This window comes from Micromonospora sp. CCTCC AA 2012012 (genome assembly GCF_040499845.1).
In the GTDB taxonomy this organism is placed as follows: Bacteria; Actinomycetota; Actinomycetes; order Mycobacteriales; family Micromonosporaceae; genus Micromonospora; species Micromonospora mangrovi.
On the sequence record NZ_CP159342.1, the window covers coordinates 5,474,480 to 5,495,648 of the forward strand.

10 protein-coding genes and 3 rRNA genes are annotated in these 21,169 nt (G+C 70.0%); 7 read left to right on the top strand and 6 right to left on the bottom strand.

Features of this window, described 5'->3' with window-relative positions:
- Positions 1–4 precede the first annotated feature (4 nt).
- The 3 genes from argS to ABUL08_RS24605 form a co-directional block, all read right to left on the bottom strand.
- On the bottom strand, positions 5–1,723 hold the full coding sequence (gene argS, locus ABUL08_RS24595; RefSeq protein WP_350932344.1) for an arginine--tRNA ligase: 1,719 nt from the start codon (positions 1,721–1,723) through the stop codon (positions 5–7).
- Positions 1,724–2,003: 280 nt separating this feature from the next.
- Positions 2,004–3,062, bottom strand: a complete 1,059-nt coding sequence (gene trpS, locus ABUL08_RS24600) for a tryptophan--tRNA ligase (protein WP_350932345.1) — start codon at positions 3,060–3,062, stop codon at positions 2,004–2,006.
- A gap of 89 nt (positions 3,063–3,151) precedes the next feature.
- On the bottom strand, positions 3,152–3,319 hold the full coding sequence (locus ABUL08_RS24605) for a hypothetical protein (RefSeq protein ID WP_350932346.1): 168 nt from the start codon (positions 3,317–3,319) through the stop codon (positions 3,152–3,154).
- A gap of 96 nt (positions 3,320–3,415) precedes the next feature.
- Between ABUL08_RS24605 and ABUL08_RS24610 the strand changes: the two genes are divergently transcribed.
- The 5 genes from ABUL08_RS24610 (at position 3,416) to ABUL08_RS24630 (ending at position 10,458) form a co-directional block, all read left to right on the top strand.
- Positions 3,416–3,700 carry an SCO4848 family membrane protein gene (locus ABUL08_RS24610; RefSeq protein ID WP_350932347.1) on the top strand — a complete coding sequence of 95 codons (285 nt, stop codon included), beginning with the start codon at positions 3,416–3,418 and terminating at the stop codon, positions 3,698–3,700.
- 662 nt (positions 3,701–4,362) lie between these two features.
- Positions 4,363–5,876: ribosomal RNA gene (locus ABUL08_RS24615) — 16S ribosomal RNA — on the top strand.
- Positions 5,877–6,254: 378 nt separating this feature from the next.
- Positions 6,255–9,368 (top strand): 23S ribosomal RNA (locus ABUL08_RS24620).
- A gap of 79 nt (positions 9,369–9,447) precedes the next feature.
- Positions 9,448–9,564 (top strand): 5S ribosomal RNA (gene rrf / locus ABUL08_RS24625).
- The 16S, 23S and 5S rRNA genes sit together here, the layout of an rRNA operon.
- A 267-nt stretch (positions 9,565–9,831) precedes the next feature.
- The gene (locus tag ABUL08_RS24630) at positions 9,832–10,458 is read left to right on the top strand and encodes an NADPH-dependent F420 reductase (protein ID WP_350932348.1); all 627 of its coding nucleotides are present in this window, start codon (positions 9,832–9,834) and stop codon (positions 10,456–10,458) included.
- A 64-nt stretch (positions 10,459–10,522) separates the two neighbouring features.
- Here ABUL08_RS24630 and ABUL08_RS24635 read toward each other — a convergent pair whose 3' ends face one another.
- Positions 10,523–12,334 carry a VanW family protein gene (locus ABUL08_RS24635; protein ID WP_350932349.1) on the bottom strand — a complete coding sequence of 604 codons (1,812 nt, stop codon included), beginning with the start codon at positions 12,332–12,334 and terminating at the stop codon, positions 10,523–10,525.
- Positions 12,335–12,542: 208 nt separating this feature from the next.
- Here ABUL08_RS24635 and nudC point away from each other — a divergent pair, with 208 nt between their 5' ends.
- The gene (nudC, locus tag ABUL08_RS24640; protein ID WP_350932350.1) at positions 12,543–13,460 is read left to right on the top strand and encodes an NAD(+) diphosphatase; all 918 of its coding nucleotides are present in this window, start codon (positions 12,543–12,545) and stop codon (positions 13,458–13,460) included.
- A 20-nt stretch (positions 13,461–13,480) separates the two neighbouring features.
- Here the strand turns inward: nudC and ABUL08_RS24645 are convergent, their stop codons facing one another.
- Positions 13,481–14,623: a polysaccharide biosynthesis protein gene (locus ABUL08_RS24645; protein ID WP_350938827.1), complete on the bottom strand. Its 1,143-nt coding sequence runs from the start codon at positions 14,621–14,623 to the stop codon at positions 13,481–13,483.
- Positions 14,624–14,703: 80 nt separating this feature from the next.
- Complete coding sequence (locus ABUL08_RS24650) at positions 14,704–19,122, bottom strand: alpha-(1->3)-arabinofuranosyltransferase (RefSeq protein ID WP_350932351.1); 4,419 nt, start codon at positions 19,120–19,122, stop codon at positions 14,704–14,706.
- A 169-nt stretch (positions 19,123–19,291) separates the two neighbouring features.
- Here ABUL08_RS24650 and ABUL08_RS24655 point away from each other — a divergent pair, with 169 nt between their 5' ends.
- Positions 19,292–21,169: a hypothetical protein gene (locus ABUL08_RS24655; RefSeq protein WP_377521879.1), complete on the top strand. Its 1,878-nt coding sequence runs from the start codon at positions 19,292–19,294 to the stop codon at positions 21,167–21,169.

Here is a 21,169-nt window from a genome sequence, read left to right on the forward strand (position 1 = left end):
CGGCTCACAGCCGCTCCGGCGTCCGGATGCCCAGCAGGTGCAGGCCCTGCCGCAGCACCCGGGCGGTCAGGTCGGCCAGCACCAACCGGCTGTCCCGCACCGCCTCGTCGGCCCGCAGCACCGGGCACCGCTCATAGAAGGCGCTGAACGCGGTGGCCAGCCGGTGCAGGTAGCCGGCCAGGTGGTGGAACTCCAGGCTCCGCTCCACCTCGGTCACCACCGCCCCGAAGCCGACCAGCTCGAACGCGAGGGCCCGCTCCGCCGGCTCCGCCAGACTGACCGCCGCCTCCGGCGGGACCGCCAGGCCGGCCCGCCGGAAGATCGACCGGATCCGGGAGTACGCGTACTGGAGGTAGGGCGCGGTGTTCCCGTCCAGCGACAGCATCCGCTCCCAGTCCAGCACGTAGTCGCGGTGCCGGTCGTTGGAGAGGTCGGCGTACTTGACCGCGCCGATGCCGACCGCCCGGCCCACCTCGGCGGCTTCCGCCTCGGTCAGCTCCGGGTTCCGCTCCCGGGTCAGCGCGGTCGCCCGGGCCACCGCCTCCTCCAGCAGCCGGACGAGTTTCACCGACTCGCCGGTCCGGCTGCGCAGCATCCGCCCGTCGGGCCCGAGGATCGAGCCGAACGCCACGTGCTCGGCGCGGGCCGGCGGGACCAGCCAACCGGCCTGCGCGGCGGCGGCGTACACCATCTCGAAGTGCCGCCGCTGGGGCAGGCCGACCACATAGAGCAGCCGGGTCGCGCCCAGCTCACCGGTACGGTGCCGGACGGCGGCCAGGTCGGTGGCCGGATAGCCGTACCCACCGTCGGACTTGCGGACGATCAGCGGCAGCGGCTCGCCGTCCCGACCGACCGAGCCCTGCGGGAAGACACAGGCCGCGCCCTCGCTCTCCCGGAGCAGCCCGAGCCGGTCGAGGTCCGCCACGACCGGGCCGAGCAGGTCGTTGTAGCTGCTCTCGCCGCGGAAGTCCCGGTCGGTCAGCGTCACGTCCAGCAGGTCGTACACGGTGAGGAAGTAGCGTTCCGACTGCTCCACCAGCAGCCGCCACAGCCGCAGGGTCCGCTCGTCGCCGCCCTGCAACGCCACCACCCGCCGCCGGGACCGTTCCCGGAACGCCTCGTCGGCGTCGAACTTCGCCCGGGCCGCCTTGTAGAACGAGTCCAGGTCGCCCATCGAGAGTTCCTGCGTCGCCTCGGCCTCACCCAGGTCGACCAGGTGCTCGATGAGCATCCCGAACGGCGTCCCCCAGTCGCCCAGGTGGTTGGCCCGGACCACCCGGTGCCCCCGCCACTCCAGCAGCCGGGCCGCCGCGTCACCGATCACCGTCGACCGCAGGTGCCCGACGTGCATCTCCTTCGCCACGTTCGGCGCCGAGTAGTCCACCACGACGGTCTCCGGCTCGGCGGTGACCGGCACGCCGAGCCGTGGGTCGACGGCCAGCGCCGACACCAGCCCGGCGAGGGTCCCGTCGGCGACGGTCAGGTTGATGAACCCCGGCCCGGAGACCTCCGCCGCGGCGCACAGGTCGTCCAGCTCCGCGCGGGCCAGCACCTCCTCGGCGATCGCGCGCGGCGGCCGGCCCAGCCGCCGGGCCAGCGCCAGCGCCGCGTCCGACTGGAAGTCCGCGCGCTGCGAACGCCGGACGACCGGGTCGACCGGGCCGCCGGCCACCGCCGAGAACGCCGGCGCCAGCCGGTCGGTCAACAACTTCTCCAGATCCATGGGTACGCCCGTCTCGCTCGGATCCGCCGCTGGCGGATCTCCGGGAAGTGCGGGGCGGACCGAGGGACGGCCGAGGTCGACCGGCGGTTCGATCCGCCGGTCGCAAGGAGGGTGAACTCAGCGCAGGCGGTCGCGGGACCGCCGGCGTCGCGCACCGACCGACACGTCGCAGGACGTCGGCACGAGGGTGCGGAAGCTGGTCACGTGGCCAGCGTAACCGGCCGGCCCGGGGGCGGCGCAAGGCCGTTCCCGAGCCGGCCCTTCCGGCGTACGCGAAAACTCAGGCCGGCGTGCCGACGGCCTTGCGGTAGCGCTCGGCCCTCCGCCGCACCTGGGTGTACGCGCTGGTCAGGCCCATCGCCCGACGCACCTCGACCAGGGTGCGGTGCACCTGCGCGCGGGTGCGTTCGGTGCCCGTCACGATCAGCTCGTCGACCAGCCCGCCGGCCGACGCGAACCGCTCCCGCCGCTCCCGGACCGGGTCGAGGAACCGGTTGAGCGCGCCCACCAACTCCTCCTTCACCTCCACGTCACCGACCCGCCCGGCCCGGTACCGCTGCTTGAGCTCCTCGACCTTCGCCCGGTCCGGGTTGAACACGTCGTGGTACGCGAAGACCGGGTTGCCCTCGACGGTGCCGGGCACGTCGGCGCGGACCCGGTTCGGGTCGGTGTACATGCCCAGCACCTTGCGGCGGACCGTCGCCGGGTCGTCGGAGAGGGCGATGGCGTTCCCTCTGCTCTTGCTCATCTTCGCCGCCCCGTCGGTGCCGACCAGGGTGGGCGTCTCCGACATGATCAGCTCGGGGACCGGGAAGACCTCGCCGTAGAGGTGGTTGAAGCGCCGGGCGATCTCCCGGGTCACCTCGACGTGCGGCGCGTTGTCCTTCCCGACCGGCACCACCTGCCCCTTCACGCAGAGGATGTCGGCGGCCTGGAGGACGGGATAGCCGAGCAGCCCGTACGGCATCTCCTCCTTGCCGGAGTCCCGGGCCATCTCCTTCAGCGACGGGACGCGCTCCAGCCGGGGCACGGTGACCAGGTTCTGCAGGAGGGTGTTCAGGTCGCCGACCTCGGGGATCGCCGACTGGAGATAGAAGGTCGCCCGGGCCGGGTCGACGCCGGCGGCGAGGATGTCGGTGACCATCTCGCGGGCGTTGGCGGAGACCTGCGCGATGTCCTCACGGGTGTTCTTCGTGGTGAGCATGTGCAGGTCGGCGATGATGAAGAAGCTCTCGTAGCGCTGGTGCAGCCGCACCCGGTTGGCGATGCTGCCGACGTAGTGCCCGAGGTGCAGCCGCCCGGTCGGGCGGTCGCCGGTGAGCATTCGTGCTGCGGACATGGTGGTACGCCTTTCGTGCCGAGGAAACGGTGGAGGGCGCGCGGGCGCGCGGAACGATCCGGGTGTGCCGGATCAGCGGGGTCGGCTCGTCAGAGCGCGAACCGCCATCGCCCGCCGGCGCGGAACCGCAGCCCACCGGCACGGAGCACGTCGAGGATCTGCTCCCGACCGTCGTCGACGCGGAGCGGGAGAACCGGCGCGGCAGCCACCGGGAGACCGTCGAGGGTCTCCGACGCGAGGCTGACCGGCCGGACCATGTCTGACACGGTAGTCGCTGATCGGCCTCCCGGCTGGCCCCTCGCCGACCGGTGGAGGCCCGGCCCGGCACCGGCACGCTGGCATACTGGTCACCCATGGTGCTGTCGCGTGGCTGGTCGCTGTTCCTGGTCGGGGTCGGGGTCTGGACCTGGGTGATCTGGCCGAGGTTCGCGCTGGCCATCTGGGACGACCCGCGCGCCTGGTCGACCGGCACGATCGGCGTGGGCAGCCCGACCGCCTTCCTCTGGGTGCACGCGTTGCTGATCGCGGCCTCACTGGCCATCGGCACCACGGTCGGCGTCCTGGGGATCCGGGGCAGCCTGGCCGCCCGTCGTCGGCGCCGCCGTCCTGCGGAAGATGCCCCCCGCGTACCGCGCTGACCAGCGAAGATAGCTCTGCGGAAATGATGTGACCGGGGACGCTACCCCCGGATTTGACGATCAAACCCGCAGACGCGTAACTTTCTCTCTGCCAGCGCGGAACGGGGCAAACGGGATGAAAGTCCTGGGGCACCGCACCGGACTGGCACCGGGTCAGCCAGGGGTTCGCTCCTGACCGACACGGTCCGGGCGGGGCTCGGCGGATCTGCCGCGAGGCGGATTTGGCGGAGCGGAAGCGACCGGGTAAGGTTCTCGACCGGCAGGGAAACGGACGAGCTCGCGAGAGATCGCAGAGCGGCCGTCCTGCCCAATCCGATGACCATCCGCAGGGGTTAGCCGCTGCGTGTGTTCAGCGGGCCGAACCGGCACGAAGCGTGACACACCGGGACAGACCGGTTGACACGGGGAGAGCGGTGAGGTAACGTAGTAAAAGTGCCCGGCGCGAGAGCGGCGGGCGCGAGACGAACGAAATGCCCCGGACGGGGTTCCACAAATGTGGAGCTTCCGGCGGTGTGTGGTTGTTCTTTGAGAACTCAACAGGGTGCTTGATAAGCCAGTGCCAATTGTTTTATACCCCGCACTGGTCGGTCTCTTCGGAGGTCTGGCTGGTGGGGATTCCTTTGGCAACATTTTGTTGCCGGGATGACTGTTTCAACAAGTTTTTGTTGGAGAGTTTGATCCTGGCTCAGGACGAACGCTGGCGGCGTGCTTAACACATGCAAGTCGAGCGGAAAGGCCCTTCGGGGTACTCGAGCGGCGAACGGGTGAGTAACACGTGAGTAACCTGCCCCAGGCTTTGGGATAACCCTCGGAAACGGGGGCTAATACCGGATATGACCTTATGCCGCATGGCGTTTGGTGGAAAGTTTTTCGGCCTGGGATGGGCTCGCGGCCTATCAGCTTGTTGGTGGGGTGATGGCCTACCAAGGCGACGACGGGTAGCCGGCCTGAGAGGGCGACCGGCCACACTGGGACTGAGACACGGCCCAGACTCCTACGGGAGGCAGCAGTGGGGAATATTGCACAATGGGCGGAAGCCTGATGCAGCGACGCCGCGTGAGGGATGACGGCCTTCGGGTTGTAAACCTCTTTCAGCAGGGACGAAGCGTAAGTGACGGTACCTGCAGAAGAAGCGCCGGCCAACTACGTGCCAGCAGCCGCGGTAAGACGTAGGGCGCGAGCGTTGTCCGGATTTATTGGGCGTAAAGAGCTCGTAGGCGGCTTGTCGCGTCGACCGTGAAAACTTGGGGCTCAACCCCAAGCCTGCGGTCGATACGGGCAGGCTAGAGTTCGGTAGGGGAGACTGGAATTCCTGGTGTAGCGGTGAAATGCGCAGATATCAGGAGGAACACCGGTGGCGAAGGCGGGTCTCTGGGCCGATACTGACGCTGAGGAGCGAAAGCGTGGGGAGCGAACAGGATTAGATACCCTGGTAGTCCACGCTGTAAACGTTGGGCGCTAGGTGTGGGGGCCTCTCCGGTTCCCTGTGCCGCAGCTAACGCATTAAGCGCCCCGCCTGGGGAGTACGGCCGCAAGGCTAAAACTCAAAGGAATTGACGGGGGCCCGCACAAGCGGCGGAGCATGCGGATTAATTCGATGCAACGCGAAGAACCTTACCTGGGTTTGACATGGCCGCAAAACCTCCAGAGATGGGGGGTCCTTCGGGGGCGGTCACAGGTGGTGCATGGCTGTCGTCAGCTCGTGTCGTGAGATGTTGGGTTAAGTCCCGCAACGAGCGCAACCCTCGTTCGATGTTGCCAGCGCGTTATGGCGGGGACTCATCGAAGACTGCCGGGGTCAACTCGGAGGAAGGTGGGGATGACGTCAAGTCATCATGCCCCTTATGTCCAGGGCTTCACGCATGCTACAATGGCCGGTACAATGGGCTGCGATACCGTGAGGTGGAGCGAATCCCAAAAAGCCGGTCTCAGTTCGGATCGGGGTCTGCAACTCGACCCCGTGAAGTCGGAGTCGCTAGTAATCGCAGATCAGCAACGCTGCGGTGAATACGTTCCCGGGCCTTGTACACACCGCCCGTCACGTCACGAAAGTCGGCAACACCCGAAGCCGGTGGCCCAACCCTTGTGGAGGGAGCCGTCGAAGGTGGGGCTGGCGATTGGGACGAAGTCGTAACAAGGTAGCCGTACCGGAAGGTGCGGCTGGATCACCTCCTTTCTAAGGAGCACCATCCGTCGAAAGACGGCATGGAGCCCGCGGCCCGCGAATGTCGGGTCGGGGTGCTCGAATGGCGGAGACACTGGCCAGTTTGTTCTCGGCAACGGTCGGGGGCGCCTAGTACAGCCACTTCGGTGGTGGGAACGGATGTCCTGGATGCGGCTGAGGAAAGGCGTAAAGCACCCTGTTGGGTCCTGAAAGAACAACCGAAGGTTGTCTTTCAGAGACTGCTGCGGAGCCCCTTTGCGGGTTTCGGGAGTCTGCCAGGCATGACCTGGTGTGGCATACCGCCGGCGGTTGTCGGGTCTGGTGTTGCACGGTGAGGGTTGTGGGTTGGTCGTTTGTTGAGAATTGCACAGTGGACGCGAGCATCTTTGTGGTCAAGTTGTCAAGGGCGAACGGTGGATGCCTTGGCACCAGGAGCCGATGAAGGACGTGGGAGGCCGCGATAGGCCTGGGGGAGCTGTCAACCAAGCTGTGATCCCAGGGTGTCCGAATGGGGGAACCCGGCACCAGTCATGTGGTGTCACCTGCACCTGAACACATAGGGTGTATGGGGGGAACGCGGGGAAGTGAAACATCTCAGTACCCGTAGGAAGAGAAAACAAATTTAGTGATTCCGTGAGTAGTGGCGAGCGAAAGCGGATTGAGGCTAAACCGGCTGCGTGTGATACCTGTCAGGGGTTGCGTGGTCGGGGTTGTGGGACCCCGCTGAGTGTACTGACATGCGCTCGAGGAGTTACAAAGTCAGTGGCTAGCCGAATGGTGTGGAAAAGCCAACCGTAGACGGTGATAGTCCGGTACGTGAAAGTTGCTGACCTTCTGTGGGTGTTCCCGAGTAGCGGCGGACCCCTGAAATCTGCCGTGAATCTGCCAGGACCACCTGGTAAGCCTAAATACTTCCTGGTGACCGATAGCGGACGAGTACCGTGAGGGAATGGTGAAAAGTACCCCGGGAGGGGAGTGAAATAGTACCTGAAACCGTTCGCCTACAATCCGTCGGAGCCTTGCGGGGTGACGGCGTGCCTTTTGAAGAATGAGCCTGCGAGTTAGTGGCATGTGGCGAGGTTAACCCGTGTGGGGGAGCCGTAGCGAAAGCGAGTCTGAATAGGGCGTATTCAGTCGCATGCTCTAGACCCGAAGCGGAGTGATCTAGCCATGGGCAGGCTGAAGCGCGGGTAAGACCGCGTGGAGGGCCGAACCCACCAACGTTGAAAAGTTGGGGGATGACCTGTGGTTAGGGGTGAAAGGCCAATCAAACTCCGTGATAGCTGGTTCTCCCCGAAATGCATTTAGGTGCAGCGTCGCGTGTTTCTTGCCGGAGGTAGAGCACTGGATGGTCTAGGGGGCCCACAAGCTTACCGAAATCAGCCAAACTCCGAATGCCGGTAAGTGAGAGCGCGGCAGTGAGACTGCGGGGGATAAGCTTCGTAGTCGAGAGGGAAACAGCCCAGATCACCAGCTAAGGCCCCTAAGCGTGTGCTAAGTGGAAAAGGATGTGGGGTCGCATAGACAACCAGGAGGTTGGCTTAGAAGCAGCCACCCTTTAAAGAGTGCGTAATAGCTCACTGGTCAAGTGGTTCCGCGCCGACAATGTAGCGGGGCTCAAGCACACCGCCGAAGCTGTGGCATTCACATTTTAACCTCGCTTGGACTTGATTCCTTGTGCAGGTGTGTGGATGGGTAGGGGAGCGTCGTGCCGGGGGTGAAGCAACGGGGTGACCTAGTTGTGGACGCGGCACGAGTGAGAATGCAGGCATGAGTAGCGAAAGAAGGGTGAGAAACCCTTCCGCCGGATGACCAAGGGTTCCAGGGCCAGGCTAATCCGCCCTGGGTGAGTCGGGACCTAAGGCGAGGCCGAGAGGCGTAGTCGATGGACAACGGGTTGATATTCCCGTACCCGCGAAAGAGCGACCCTGACGAACCTCGTTGTGCTAACCACCCAAACCAGCGGCGACCTTCGGGTCAAGGTTGGGGAGCGTGGGAACCTGGCGGGTAGTAGTCAAGCGATGGGGTGACGCAGGAAGGTAGCTGAGCCCGGCCGGTGGTTGTGCCGGGGTAAGCGTGTAGGCCGTACCGTAGGCAAATCCGCGGTGCATGAAGGCTGAGACGTGATGCCGAGCCGATTCAGGTGAAGTCAGTGATCCTATGCTGCCGAGAAAAGCCTCTAGCGAGTTCTTAGCGGCCCGTACCCCAAACCGACACAGGTGGTCAGGTAGAGAATACCGAGGCGATCGGGCGAACTGTGGTTAAGGAACTCGGCAAATTGCCCCCGTAACTTAGGGAGAAGGGGGGCCGGAGACGTGAAGCCCCGCGCGGGTGGAGCGTTGTATGGCCGCAGAGAGCAGGGGGAAGCGACTGTTTACTAAAAACACAGGTCCATGCGAAGAAGTAATTCGATGTATATGGACTGACGCCTGCCCGGTGCTGGAACGTTAAGGGGACCTGTTAGTCTTCTTCGGGGCGAAGCGGAGAACTTAAGCGCCAGTAAACGGCGGTGGTAACTATAACCATCCTAAGGTAGCGAAATTCCTTGTCGGGTAAGTTCCGACCTGCACGAATGGCGTAACGACTTCCCCACTGTCTCAACCACAGGCCCGGCGAAATTGCATTACGAGTAAAGATGCTCGTTACGCGCGGCAGGACGGAAAGACCCCGGGACCTTTACTATAGCTTGACATTGGTATCCGAATTAGCTTGTGTAGGATAGGTGGGAGCCGGTGAAGTCCATACGCCAGTATGGGTGGAGGCAATCTTGAAATACCACTCTGGTTGATTTGGGTATCTAACTTCGGACCGTTATCCGGTTCAGGGACAGTGTCTGGTGGGTAGTTTAACTGGGGCGGTTGCCTCCTAAAGGGTAACGGAGGCGCCCAAAGGTTCCCTCAGCCTGGTTGGCAATCAGGTGTTGAGTGCAAGTACACAAGGGAGCTTGACTGTGAGACTGACAGGTCGAGCAGGGACGAAAGTCGGGACTAGTGATCCGGCACTTGCGAGTGGAAGCGGTGTCGCTCAACGGATAAAAGGTACCCCGGGGATAACAGGCTGATCTTCCCCAAGAGTCCATATCGACGGGATGGTTTGGCACCTCGATGTCGGCTCGTCGCATCCTGGGGCTGTAGCAGGTCCCAAGGGTTGGGCTGTTCGCCCATTAAAGCGGTACGCGAGCTGGGTTTAGAACGTCGTGAGACAGTTCGGTCCCTATCCGCCGTGCGCGTAGGATACTTGAGAAGGGCTGTCCCTAGTACGAGAGGACCGGGACGGACGAACCTCTGGTGTGCCAGTTGTCCCGCCAGGGGCACGGCTGGTTAGCTACGTTCGGAAGGGATAACCGCTGAAAGCATCTAAGCGGGAAGCTCGCTTCAAGATGAGGTATCCCACCCACCTTGGTGGGGTAAGGCCCCCAGCTAGACGACTGGGTTGATAGGCCGGAAATGTAAGCCCGGTAACGGGTTCAGTTGACCGGTACTAATAGGCCGAGGACTTGACTACGAAGCTGCTACGCGTCCACTGTGCAACTCTGAACAATACGAACACCCCCATGTGAGTGTGTTTGACATGTTCATAGAGTTACGGCGGTCATGGCGGAGGGGAAACGCCCGGTAACATTCCGAACCCGGAAGCTAAGCCCTCCAGCGCCGATGGTACTGCACTCGGGAGGGTGTGGGAGAGTAGGACACCGCCGGACAATCTTCCAGTCGAGGCCACCCTTCGGGGTGGCCTCAGCTGCGTTTCCGGGAACTTCAGAAGCCCGTTCGGTGAATCGCCCCGGACGTCGACCCCTTTCTCGGTACGGTCGGTGCGGGACCCGCCCCTGCGGCGGCGTTCCCCACGATGGTGACCGGAAACGGGACGTGGCGTACGCCTCGTCCGCTATCGGGGCGGACCGGTCGGGGTACCTGCTGATGGTTCGGCCGGAACTGACCGCCAGACACTGGCGGAGGCAGGAGTGGGCATGAAGATCGGAATCATCGGGTCGGGGCACATCGGCGGCACCCTCACCCGTCGACTGAGCACGCTCGGGCACGACGTCACCGTGACCAACTCGCGTGGCCCGCAGAGCCTGACGGACCTCGCGGCCGAGACCGGCGCCACCGCCGGCACGCTGGAGGAGGCGGTGAACTCGGCGGAGCTGGTCGTCGTGGCCATCCCGCTCAAGGCCGTACCGGCGCTGCCTGCGGAACTCTTCGACGGCAAGATCGTCGTCGACGCCGACAACTACTACCCCCAGCGGGACGGCGACATCGCCGAGCTGCTGGACCGGAGCCTCAGCTCCAGCCGGTGGACCGCGGAGCACCTCAAGGGTGCCCGGGTGGTGAAGGCGTTCAACAACATCCAGGCGGCGCACCTGATGGAGAGCGGTCGGCCTGCCGGCTCCGCCGACCGGATCGCCCTCCCGGTGGCCGGCGACGACGCCCAGGCGAAGCAGACGGTGATGGAGCTGGTGGACGCGCTCGGCTTCGACCCGGTCGACGCGGGCACCCTCGACGAGAGCTGGCGGCAGCAGCCGGACACCCCGGTCTACGGCACCGACCGGGACGCGGACGGCGTACGCAAGGGGCTGGCCGAGGCGCGGCCCTGAGGTCGTACGAGAAGAAGAAGCCCCGCCGGCGACGACGCCGGCGGGGCTTTCTGCTGCCCGGACCTCAGGAGGGCGCGGGCCCGCAGACGTACTTCGGCTCGGCCTGGTAGGTCCAGCTGAACTTCTCCCGCTTGATCACCTTGCCGTCCTTGCGGATCACCCGGAACGCGTCCTGGGTGAAGCCGTCGATGCCGTTGCTCTCGATGCACTTCGGGCCGGGCTCCAGGTGGATGGTCTGCGGCTTGGTGATGTTGCGCCGGGGGCCGTACTCCGTCTTGACGCTGTCGTAGATCTTCGTGCTCCACATCGACACGGTGATCGTGTTGGCGGTGTACGACGTGTCGATGAGGACGCCGTGCGGGCTGGTGTTGCGGAACTTGAAGTCCAGGTCCGGCCAGAAGATGGTCGACTCGATCACCGCCGGGTACCGGTCGAACCAGTACGAGTGCGGCTTGTGCTCGACGTCCTCCATGCCGGCGTAGTAACTGGCGTTGAAGAGCGTCGTGGTGAACTGGGAGACGCCGCCACCCACCCCGGGGACCAGCTTGCCGTCGACGATCACGGGCGCGTCCTGGTAGCCCTGGTCGTAGCCGCGTTCCCCGGTGTGACCGTTGAGCGAGAACGTCTCGCCGGGCTTGACGATGGTGCCGTCCACGTCCTTCGCGGCCTGGATGATGTTCTGGCTGCGCGGCGAGGAGAGCCCACCGGGAAACTTCGTGGTGAAGGTCGAGACCCGCTCCTTGATGCCCAGCTCCGCCAGCTTCGCCTCGGTCAGCTCCGGCTGGGCCGCGGTGAGCCGGCCGGTGACCGTGCGCCCGTCGGTCCTCGGCAGCACGGCCAGCAGGTCCCGGGCGAGCGCGGCCGAGTCGACCTGCTGGCCGGCCCGGCCGGGCACCACCTTCGGCTTGCCGCCGGCGATGGTCAGCCCGGCGTCCTTCGGCTCCACCTCGATCTTGGCGAGGGTGTCGCCCAGGGCGCTGCGCAGCCGCTTCACGTCCACCCTCGGGGTCAGCTTGCCCGCCTCGTCGGCGGAGAAGCGCAGGCTCCGGGCGATGGCGGTCGGCGGGATGGTGACCGAGCCCTTGTCGGTGGTCAGGGTGACGGGGGCGGCCACCGCCGGCTTCGCCAACTCCTCGACCAGCGTGTCGACCTCCGCCCGGCTGGTGGCCGGGGCCTTCTCGACCAGCGGCACGGTCACCGGCCGGCCGCTCAGCCAGCCCTGCTTCACCACCTCGGCGGAGCGCGGCGGGTCCAGGCTGAGGCTCGGCTTCGGATAGACCGGCTTCGGCGTCGTCCCGGTGAAGATGATCGCCGGCAGGGTCATCTCCCGACCCTGCTTGCCGAGCGCGCCCCGCAGCACCGTGTCGAGCCGGGCGACGTCCACGGTCACCACCGGGTCGACCGTCCGGGAGCCGACGAGGCGGCTCACCGCGTGCGCGTCGGCCTTCGCGGCGGCGGCCACGGTCGCGTCGACGTCCACGGCGAGGCCCACGTCCGCCGGCTTCACCTCGGTGGCCTTCTCGCCCACCGTGACCTTCACCGGGGCGTTCAGCGTCGCCGCCCGGCGTTCCAGCGCCGACCGCAGCTCCCGAGCCGCGTCGGCCCGGCTCCGGCCGCCCAGCTCCGTGCCGAGCACGATGGTGCCGCGCGGGACGTCACCGGCGTACGCGTAGGCGCCGACGCCCACCCCGGCGGCCAGCAGCGCCGCGGTGAGGCCGCCGGCGAGCAGCAGCCGGCCGCGCCGGGAGCGTCCCCCGGGTCGGCCGGGGGCCGGTGCGGAAGCGGGATCCGGCTCGTCACCGGGCCAGGTCACCGCGGTGACCTGGACCGTCGGCCGGTCGTCGGCGGCCGGGGGTTTTTCGCCGTACAGCGTCACAGGAACCTCGATCGGAAGTACCACGTGGGGAACCCTCCCCCACCCGGAAGACACCTACGGTAACCAACGCTCGGGCCGGCCGGGAGTCTCCGGGCGGGCGGGGAGAGGCCAGCGTGTCGAGCGCCGCACCGCAGCGTGCCGCGTCCGTCACCGATGGCCCGGGGAGTCCGGTCCCCGGCCGCTCGGGAAGCCGTGGCACGGTATGGGGGTGCGGACCGACGAGCGGGGCCTGACGTACGGGGGCGGGTGGCTGGACCGGGCGGGCGACCGGCGGGCCGACCCGGAGTGGATCGCGGCGCGACTGGCCGAACCGGGCACCGTCGTGCTGCCGCTCTGGCGGGACCGCTGCCTGGTGACCGCCGACCGCCGACCGGTACGGGTGCCCGTCGACCTGGCCGCCGAGCTGCTGGCCGGCAGCGGGCAGACCGTCTTCCTCGGGCTGGACGACGGCACGGCCGTCTTCGCCGCCGACCTCTCCCCGTCGACCGAGGCGGCGGCGCTGGCGCTCGCCGGTGCCGTCGAGGCGGTGGACGTGCGGGCCGTGGTAGGTGGGCTGGGGCCGGCCGAGGCGGCCGTCCAGGCGTACGCCCGGGGGTTGCTGCACTGGCACCGGGGGCACCGGTACTGCGGCGGGTGCGGCGCGGCCACCGAGGCCCGGGACGGCGGACACAGCCGGTTCTGCGCACCCTGCGACCGGCTGTCCTTCCCGCGGATCGAGCCGGCGGTGATCGTGCTGGTCGAGGCGCCGGACGCGCCGGCCCGGTGCCTGCTGGCCCGGCACGGCGGCGCGCGACCGGACTCGTGGTCGACGCTGGCCGGCTTCGTCGAGGTCGGCGAGGCCCTGGAGGACGCGGTACGGCGGGAGCTGGTCGAGGAGGCCGGCGTCTCGGTGACCGACGTGGTCTATCAGGGGTCGCAGGCGTGGCCGTTCCCGGCGGGCCTGATGGTCGGGTTCCGGGCCACCGCCACCTCGGCGGAGACCCGGGTGGACGGCGTGGAGCTGCTGGAGGCCCGCTGGTTCACCCGTGCCGAGCTGCGCGCACGGGAGGCCGCCGGGCGTCCGCTGGGCCGCGTCGACTCGATCGACCACCGGCTGCTGCACACCTGGCTGGCCGAGGGCGACTGACCGGGCCGCCGGCCGGTCGGTCAGGCCGGGGCCGGGAGGCGTCGGCGGCTGGTGACGGCCATCGCCGCCAGGACGGCCACGGCGGTGCCGAGTGCGCTCCAGAGCAGACCGGTGAAGGTGTGCGGGGCGACGAACCCGGCCACCAGCACCAGCGCGACGGTGGCCACCCACAGCGGTGCCGCCGGCCAGCGCGCGCCGGCCGCCACCTGGGCGTTGAGCAGGACGAAGACCACGGCATAGAGCGCGCCGATCGCGGCGAAGGCGGGGGCGTGCGCGCCGAGGCGTACGTAGTCGGGGCCACCGGCGAGGCGGAACGCCAGCCCGCCGCCGAGCGCCGAGGCGAGCACCAGCAGCGCTCCGCAGGCCCCGGTGACGGCGAGCGCGACGGTCCGGCTGCGCCGGTCTCCCCGGGCCAGGCGGGGCAGCGCGAGCACCGTGACGACCTGCGGGGCCCAGAGCGCACCCTTCGCCAGCACCGTGCCGACCGCGTACGCCCCGGACTCGGCCGGTGGCAGCAGCTGCCGGGCCAGCAGCAGGTCGGCGTAGGAGACGACGAGCATCGCCAGGGTCGCCCCGCAGCCGGTGACGACCTGGGCGGCGGTGAGCGCCGGGGCGGGCACGGCCGGCCGGGTCGGCGGCGGTCCGGCGGCCAGCCGGGCCAGCAGCAGCGGGGCGAGGGCGGCCACCAGCGCGCCCACCAGCAGCGAGCCGGTGAGGCCGGCACCGAGCAGCAGGCCGGCGATCACCCCGCCGTAGCGGCCGGCGGCCAGCAGGGCCATCCCGAGGGCGAGGCGCAGGAACCGCTGTCCGCCCTGGAGTTCGCCGAGCCACCGTGACGAGAGCACGACGGCGACGGTGGTGACCGCCAGCAGGGCGGGGACCACGGCGGGCAGGCGCAGCGCCGGGGCGAGCAGCGGGGTGGCGGCGACCAGGACCCCGCCGGAGAGCGCGGCGGTGAGCACGGTGGCCCGGCGGGCCGGCGTACGCCCGTGCCGGGCGTGGTGCACGGCCACCGCCAGTTGCAGGCCGAGGCCCGGGACGCTGGCGATGGCGACCAGACCGAGGGCGGTGGCGAGCACCCCCAGCTCCGCTGCGTCGAGCCGGCGGGCCGCGAGCACCGGCACCAGGTAGGCCAGGGCGTTGCCGGCCGTCCCGGCCACCATGACGGCGACGCCGGCGGTGCCGAGCCGCCCCGCGTCGGCGTTCGCCGGTCGGGCTGCGGCGTCCCGCCGCTCCACCCGGCTCACGTGATCGAGGAGAGGTCGGTGCCGCGCCACGGGCCGGGCGCCTCGTCCGCTCCCCGGTCCGCGTCGTCGCCGGTCGCTTCGGCGGTCGCCTCGCCGGTCGCGTCGCCGGTCGCCTCGCCGGTCGCTTCGGCGGTCGCGTCGTCGGTCGTCTCGGCGGTCGCTTCGGCGGTCGCGGGATCGGCCGGTTCGACCGGCGCCGGGCCGGTCGGGGTCGCGGGGGCGAGGCGTGCCGGTCGGCGGCGGACGGTCGTGGTCAGCCAGAGGCAGCCCAGCGCGAGCAGCGCGGCGAGCTGCGGGCCGGCGGCCACGTGCCGTTGCGCGACGGTCAGGTGCAGCCAACCGGCGACGAGCAGCAGGGCGGCCGGCAGCCAGGCGACGGTGAGCCGGGTGACCAGCCGGGCCCGGCGGGGGCTGCGCGGCCAGGGCAACCGGATCGGGCCCAGCGTGGCCAGCACCAGCCCGGCCGCCACCAGCAGCACCCCCAGCAGTCCACCGGAGAGGATCACCGCGGCGGCCCCCGTCAGCAGCAGCGGCAGCGAGCCCCGGCTGCGCCGGGCCGGTCGGCCCACGGTCGTGGCGGCGGCGCGGCGGCGCTCCGGGAGCACCGCCAGGACGACCACGCCGATCAGCAGCACACCGCCCAGGAAGAGCCCGACCTGGTACGCCCGGTCCGGCACGAAGCGGAGCACCACCTCGCCCGACACGCCGGCCGGCAGCAACCAGCCCTGCTGCCAGCCGTCCACCACCACCGGGGTGAGCGTCCGGTCGGAGATCGTGGCCCGCCAGCCCGCGTTGGTGTTCTCCCGCACCGCGAGGATCCGGTCGACGGGGTGGTCGTCGACCCGTACCCGTCGCTCGGTGGCCGACCACTGCGCCACCTCGACGGCCGAGGCGGCCGGGGTGGCACGCGGCTGTGCCCCGCGCGGTTCCAGCGCGACGCGGGTCGGGCGGGCCAGCCCGCCGGGGAGGGCGACCAGCCGGGACTGGCCGACCGACAGGGCCAGCCGACCGGCACCCCGCCCACCGCACGGCTCGGCCGGCACCTCCCGCGCCTCCAGCAGGTCGCGCAGGGTGGCGGTGAGCGCGGTCCGGACCTGGGCACCGGCGATCCGCAGCGTGGGGCCGGTCCCGCAGGTGAGCTTCACCGGCGCGTCCAGCGGCGGCGTCCGGGCGGGAGCGGCCGGCAGGACGCTCACCTCACCGACCCCGATCGGCAGTGCCTGCGGCGGGTGCTCGCCGTACGGGTCCTGGCTGTACGCGGACGGCTTGTCGAGGAACTGGATGGTGATCTCGTCGGTCCGCATCGGCGGACTCAGGGTGAGCAGGCCGTTCTTGCCCAGCAGGCCGCCGCGTACGCCGTCGTCGCCGACGACCCGCACGCTGCCGACCTTGGAGGCGGCCACGCCCGGGGCGAGCGAGAAACGCAGCCCGCTGATCACCTGCGGCCGGAGCCAGGTCAGGTGCAGGATCGGGTTCCCGTCGCCCAGCGCGGGCGACCAGGCGGTCGCCGGATCGCCGTCGAGGATCACCCCCGGGCGGGCGGCCGGGTCGGGAACGGCGGTCGACGAGGCGGTCACCGTCGGGGCGAGGCGCAGCGGCTGCGCGGCGGCCACCTCCCGGTCGAGGACGGCGTCCAGGGCGCCGCCGGGCTCCGGGCGGGCCCACACCCGGGCGGTGTACGCGCCGTCGGCCGGCAGGGTGAACGTCCGGTCGATCGACCGGCCGTCCTCGGAGCCACGGGCGGCGTCGGCGGAGCACCGGGGTTCGTCGTCGACGAAGAAGCAGGCCGGTGTGGTCGGGGCGGCCGAGACGACGACGCCGGCCGGTTGACCGGTGGCCGGCGGTGCGGGCAGCAGGAGGGTACGACCGGTGTCCAGCCCGGGGATCTCGATCTCGGCGATCCCGACGGTGCCGGTGCCGGGCCGCTGCCCGAGGGTCGACTCGATGACGATCCGCAGGTCCCGGGTGACGTGCACGCCGGGCAGGTCGAAGGTCATGCTGTCGCCGAACGACTCCACCGCCACGCTCTCGTACCCGGCGGTGACGACCACCTTGGTCGGCACCGTGTCGGCGCCGAGGTCGAAGCGCACCCGTACCTGCCGGATCCGGGTGGGGGCGGCGAGGGTCGCCTCCAGCCACTGCGCCGACCCGGCGGTGTCCGGCGCGGACCGCCACGAGGTGGTGGGATCGCCGTCCAGCGCGGCGAACGGTTGGTGTTCGGGGCGGGTGCCGCCGCGTACCCCCACCTGGGCGAGGGAGCTGGACGCCCGGACGGCGCTGATGCCGTCGTACCGGGCGACGGTGGACCGGGCGGCGCCCCAGTCGGGCAGGTAGTCGTGCGCCGGAGCGGGCACGTCGAAGGAGTCACCGGCGGTGAGCGTGGCCGACGTGTTGTCCCGTAGCCGGCCGAACGAGACGTCCCGCCGACGCAGCCCGTCGGTGAGGGTGACCGGGCCGGTTGCGTCCGGCGCGTCCCCGGCGAGCACCGTCGGCGCGGCCGTGAGCTGCCCGGCGGCGGCCATGTCGAGCAGCGACTCGGGGCCGCCGACGACGGTGGTGACGTCGGTGCGGTCGTACGCGACGACCGGCTCGACCGGGCGGTCGACCCGGAACACCTCCAGGGCCCGGGTCGGCACGTCCAGCCCGTGGTCGCGGAACAGCCCCTCGGCGGTCTCGCCCCCGCGGACCGGGCCGAAGCCGGCGACCAGGGTCAGGCCGGGTGACCGTTGCAGGGCCTGGCGGACCACCGCCGGGCGGGTGGTGTCCGAGCGGCCGTGGTCGAGGTCGGCGCGGAACAGGACGTGGCTGACGCCGGACCGGGCGAGCAGGTCCGCCAGGCCGGCCGAGCCGTCGCCGGTGGCCAGCGCCGACTCCACCGCGTCCAGCAGCCGGATGGTGGCCGGGGGCGTGAAGGGGATGGCGTTGCGGACCGCCCAACGCCCCTTGAGCAGCGGCTGGGCGATCTCGTCGGTGGTGTTGCCCCAGTCGTAGGAGGGGAAACGGGCGCCGGGCACCACGAGCACCCGGCCCCGCCCGGTGTGGCCGTCCAGCCAGTCGGTCGCCTCGGTCCAGTAGCCGGGCACCTTGGTGACCCCGCGCGGGGTGGCCAGCCCGTCGCCGAGGGCGGGGCTGGCCACGCCGACGACGGCGGTGACGGCGACGCCCGCGGCGAGCCAGGCGACCGCGCCGGCCCGGCGGCGGCGCCGCGCCGGCACCGCCCGGGCCAGCCGGATGAGCAGACCGAGCAGGTGGGCCATGCCGAGGGCGAGCGGCAGTCGCAGCAGCACGTCGAACTTGTGTACGTTCCGCAGCGGCGCCCCGGCACCGTCGAGGAAGTCCCGCTCCGGCCCGGCGAGCACGTTGGGCAGCTCGCTGACGTGCCCGAGGCCGACGAGGGCGACGCCGAGCAGCAGGCCGGTGACCAGGAACCGCCGGTGCGGCATCCCCGGGCGGGACAGCCCGCCGACGCCGAGCAGCGCCACCACCATCGTCGCGACCACCAGCATCCGGTCGGTGGCGAGCTGCGCCCCGGCGGGCAGGGTCGGACCGAACGGCCCGCTCAGGTACGCCACCCAGTAGGAGGCGCCGCGCAGCACGGTCACCGCGTCGGTGACGCTGGTGGTGAACCGGGAACTCTCGATGTAGTCGAGGAACGGTGGGCTGTAGCGGCCCAGCACCAGCAGCGGGACCAGCCACCAGGCGGTGGCCAGGGCGACCGCGCCGCACCAGGCCGCGAGCGCGGTGATCCGGCGGCGTACGGGCCGGAGGGTGGCGAGCCAGAGCAGTGCGAGTGGGACGACGGCGAAGACGGCGGTCGCGTTGACCCCGCCGGCGCAGGCGACCGCGACGGCCGAACCGGCGATCGCCCGCCGGAGCGGACCGCCGCGTACGAGCCCGACCAGGGGGATCAGCACCCACGGGGCGATCGCGCTGGGCCAGGACTCGACGGAGGACCAGCCGAGCTGGGTGAGGATGCGCGGGGAGAGCGCGAACGCCACCCCGGCGATCATCCGGGCGGCCGGGGTGCCGATGCCGAGCCGGCCGGCGAGCCGGACCGCCCCCAGGTAGGCGACGCAGAACAGCAGCGCCCACCAGAGCCGCTGCACCACCCAGGCCGGGAGGCCGAGTTCCGACCCGATCAGGAAGAACGGTCCCATCGGCCAGAGGTATCCGTACGCCTGGTTCTGAAGCTGTCCGAAGGTGCCGGTCGGGTCCCACAGGTGCAGCGAACGGAGCAGCCAGCCGGCGGGGTTGACGTTGAGGTCGACCTTGGTGTCCATGACCGTGAGCCCGGGGGCCTGCTGAAACGCGAGCGCGGTGAGGACGATGCAGACGACGAGATGGCGGAACCGGCGGGCGGTACGTCGGGTGCGACGGCCCACCGGTTCGTTGTCAGTTGTCGCCTCTGCGCGCATGCGGCTCCCCGTCTCCGGCACCCCGACGCACCCGCCGGCTCCGGGCGCCATCGCGCGAGGTTAGCCGGGCCGGGTGATCTGCGGCGATCTGGGGCGCGACGCCTTCGGCGATCGGGCGAACGGCGGTGCCCACGGCGTGTAAGCGTGTGGCAGGCTGCCGACCATGTCAATGCCGGAAGTTGAGGCGGTGGCGCGTCCGGACGAGGCCGGCGCGGGTGCGGACGCGCCGGGCCCGGTGCTGCGCTGGGTGCGTGCCGACAAGGTACGCGCCGTCGCGTTCGCCCTGATCGTGGTCTCGGTGGCGTGGCGTGCGGGCATCGCCACGCGGGGCTGGTTCTCGCAGGACGAGTTCGTCATCGCCGCGCAGGCCCTCGCCTCGGATCTGACCGTCGACCACCTGCTGCGCACCTTCAACAACCACCTCACCCCGGGTGGCCTGCTGGTGGCGTGGCTGATGGTCCGGGCCGCCGGCTTCGCCACCTGGCCGTGGGTGCTGCTGCTGGCGGCGGGTCAGGCGGCGCTGGGGGTGGCCTTCTACCGGCTGCTGCGGGACCTGCTGCGGCCCGGTTGGGGGCTGCTGATCCCGCTGTGCATGCTGCTGTTCAGCCCGTTGACCCTGGAGGCGACCTCGCTCTGGATGGTCGGGCTGCTGATGCTGCCGGTGCTGCTGGCGATGGTGCTCGCCGTCGCGGCGCAGGTCCGGTACGTCCGTACCGGCCGGTTGCGGCACCTGGTCGCGGTCGTCGGGTGGGTCGTGTTCGGGCTCTTCTTCGACTCCAAGGCGCTGCTGATCGTGCCGCTGCTCTTCCTGCTCACCGCCTGCCTCTTCGCCACCGGCGGTCCGGCCCGTACGCTGCTGGCCACCGTCCGGCGGCACTGGCCGGCCTGGCTGGCGCTGGCGGTCGTGACGGCGGGCTACCTGGTGCTCTACCTGAGCCGCCCGATGGGCGCGCTGCGCGGGCCGCGGTCGTTCGGCGAGGTGCTGGCGTTCCTCGGTGACCTGATCGGGGTCACCCTGGTCCCGGGCCTGCTCGGCGGCCCGTGGCGGTGGACGTACGCCGGTGACGGCCCGCCGCTGGCGGACCCGTACGACGTGACCATGTGGCTGTCCTGGGCGGTGCTGCTCACCCTGGTGGTGGTGACGGTCCGCTGGCGGCCGTCGGCGCTGCGGGCCTGGACGCTGCTGCTGGCGTACGTCGCGATGGTCGCCGCGCTCTTCGCCTCGACCCGGCTCGGCAGCGTGCTCAGCCCGCTGGCCGGGTTGGTCCCCCGGTACGTGGCCGACGTGGTGGTGGTCGCCGCGATCTGCGTCGGGGTGGCCCTGCTGGGGCGCTCCGACGCGGACGAGGACGACGTCGCCTCGTGGCCGGTGCCGACGGTGCTGCGCGAGCCGGGGGCGTTCGCGGTCGGCCTGATCGCCGTGATCATGGTGCTGGCGACGGTGGGCGTCGGGACGCTCTGGAGCACCGCCCGGTTCGGTGACAACTGGCGGACGAAGAACGGGCGGGAGTATCTGGCGACCGCCCAGTCCGAGTTGGCGTACGCGCCGCCCGGCACCGTCTTCCTGGACCACATCGTCCCGGACCAGGTGATCGCCGGTTACTTCTGGCCGGACAACCTCCAGTCGCACTTCTTCCGCCCGGCGAAGCTGAAGCCGACGTTCGTGGCGGACGCGGAGAACCCGTCGATGTTCGACGACGCCGGCCGGATCCGCCCGGCCGGGGTGCAGGGCCGCCGCAACGTGCCCGGCCCGGACGAGACCTGCGGGCACCGGATCGACGGCGGCCGGACGACGCGCATCCTGCTGGACGGGCCGGTGCCGGAGTGGCCGTGGGTGGTCTACTTCGGCTATCTCAGCTCCGGCGACACGACGGTCACCTTCCGACTCGGGGACGCCAGCCACCAGTTCGCCGTGCGGCGCGGGCTCAACCAGGTCTTCTTCCCGCTGGAGGGGGGCGGTCCGGCGGTGGAGGTGACCGCCGCCGACCCGTCGGTGGTGATCTGCACCAAGGTGGTCACCGTGGGCGATCTCGTGCCGGCGCGCTGA

Excerpts from the sequence above, each read along its gene's own strand:
- argS (WP_350932344.1), bottom strand. The coding sequence starts at position 1,723 with ATGGATCTGGAGAAGTTGTTGACCGACCGGCTGGCGCCGGCGTTCTCG.
- trpS (WP_350932345.1), bottom strand. The coding sequence starts at position 3,062 with ATGTCCGCAGCACGAATGCTCACCGGCGACCGCCCGACCGGGCGGCTG.
- ABUL08_RS24605 (WP_350932346.1), bottom strand. The coding sequence starts at position 3,319 with ATGGTCCGGCCGGTCAGCCTCGCGTCGGAGACCCTCGACGGTCTCCCG.
- ABUL08_RS24610 (WP_350932347.1), top strand. The coding sequence starts at position 3,416 with ATGGTGCTGTCGCGTGGCTGGTCGCTGTTCCTGGTCGGGGTCGGGGTC.
- ABUL08_RS24630 (WP_350932348.1), top strand. The coding sequence starts at position 9,832 with ATGAAGATCGGAATCATCGGGTCGGGGCACATCGGCGGCACCCTCACC.
- ABUL08_RS24645 (WP_350938827.1), bottom strand. The coding sequence starts at position 14,623 with ATGGTGGCCGGGACGGCCGGCAACGCCCTGGCCTACCTGGTGCCGGTG.
- ABUL08_RS24650 (WP_350932351.1), bottom strand. The coding sequence starts at position 19,122 with ATGCGCGCAGAGGCGACAACTGACAACGAACCGGTGGGCCGTCGCACC.
- ABUL08_RS24655 (WP_377521879.1), top strand. The coding sequence starts at position 19,292 with ATGCCGGAAGTTGAGGCGGTGGCGCGTCCGGACGAGGCCGGCGCGGGT.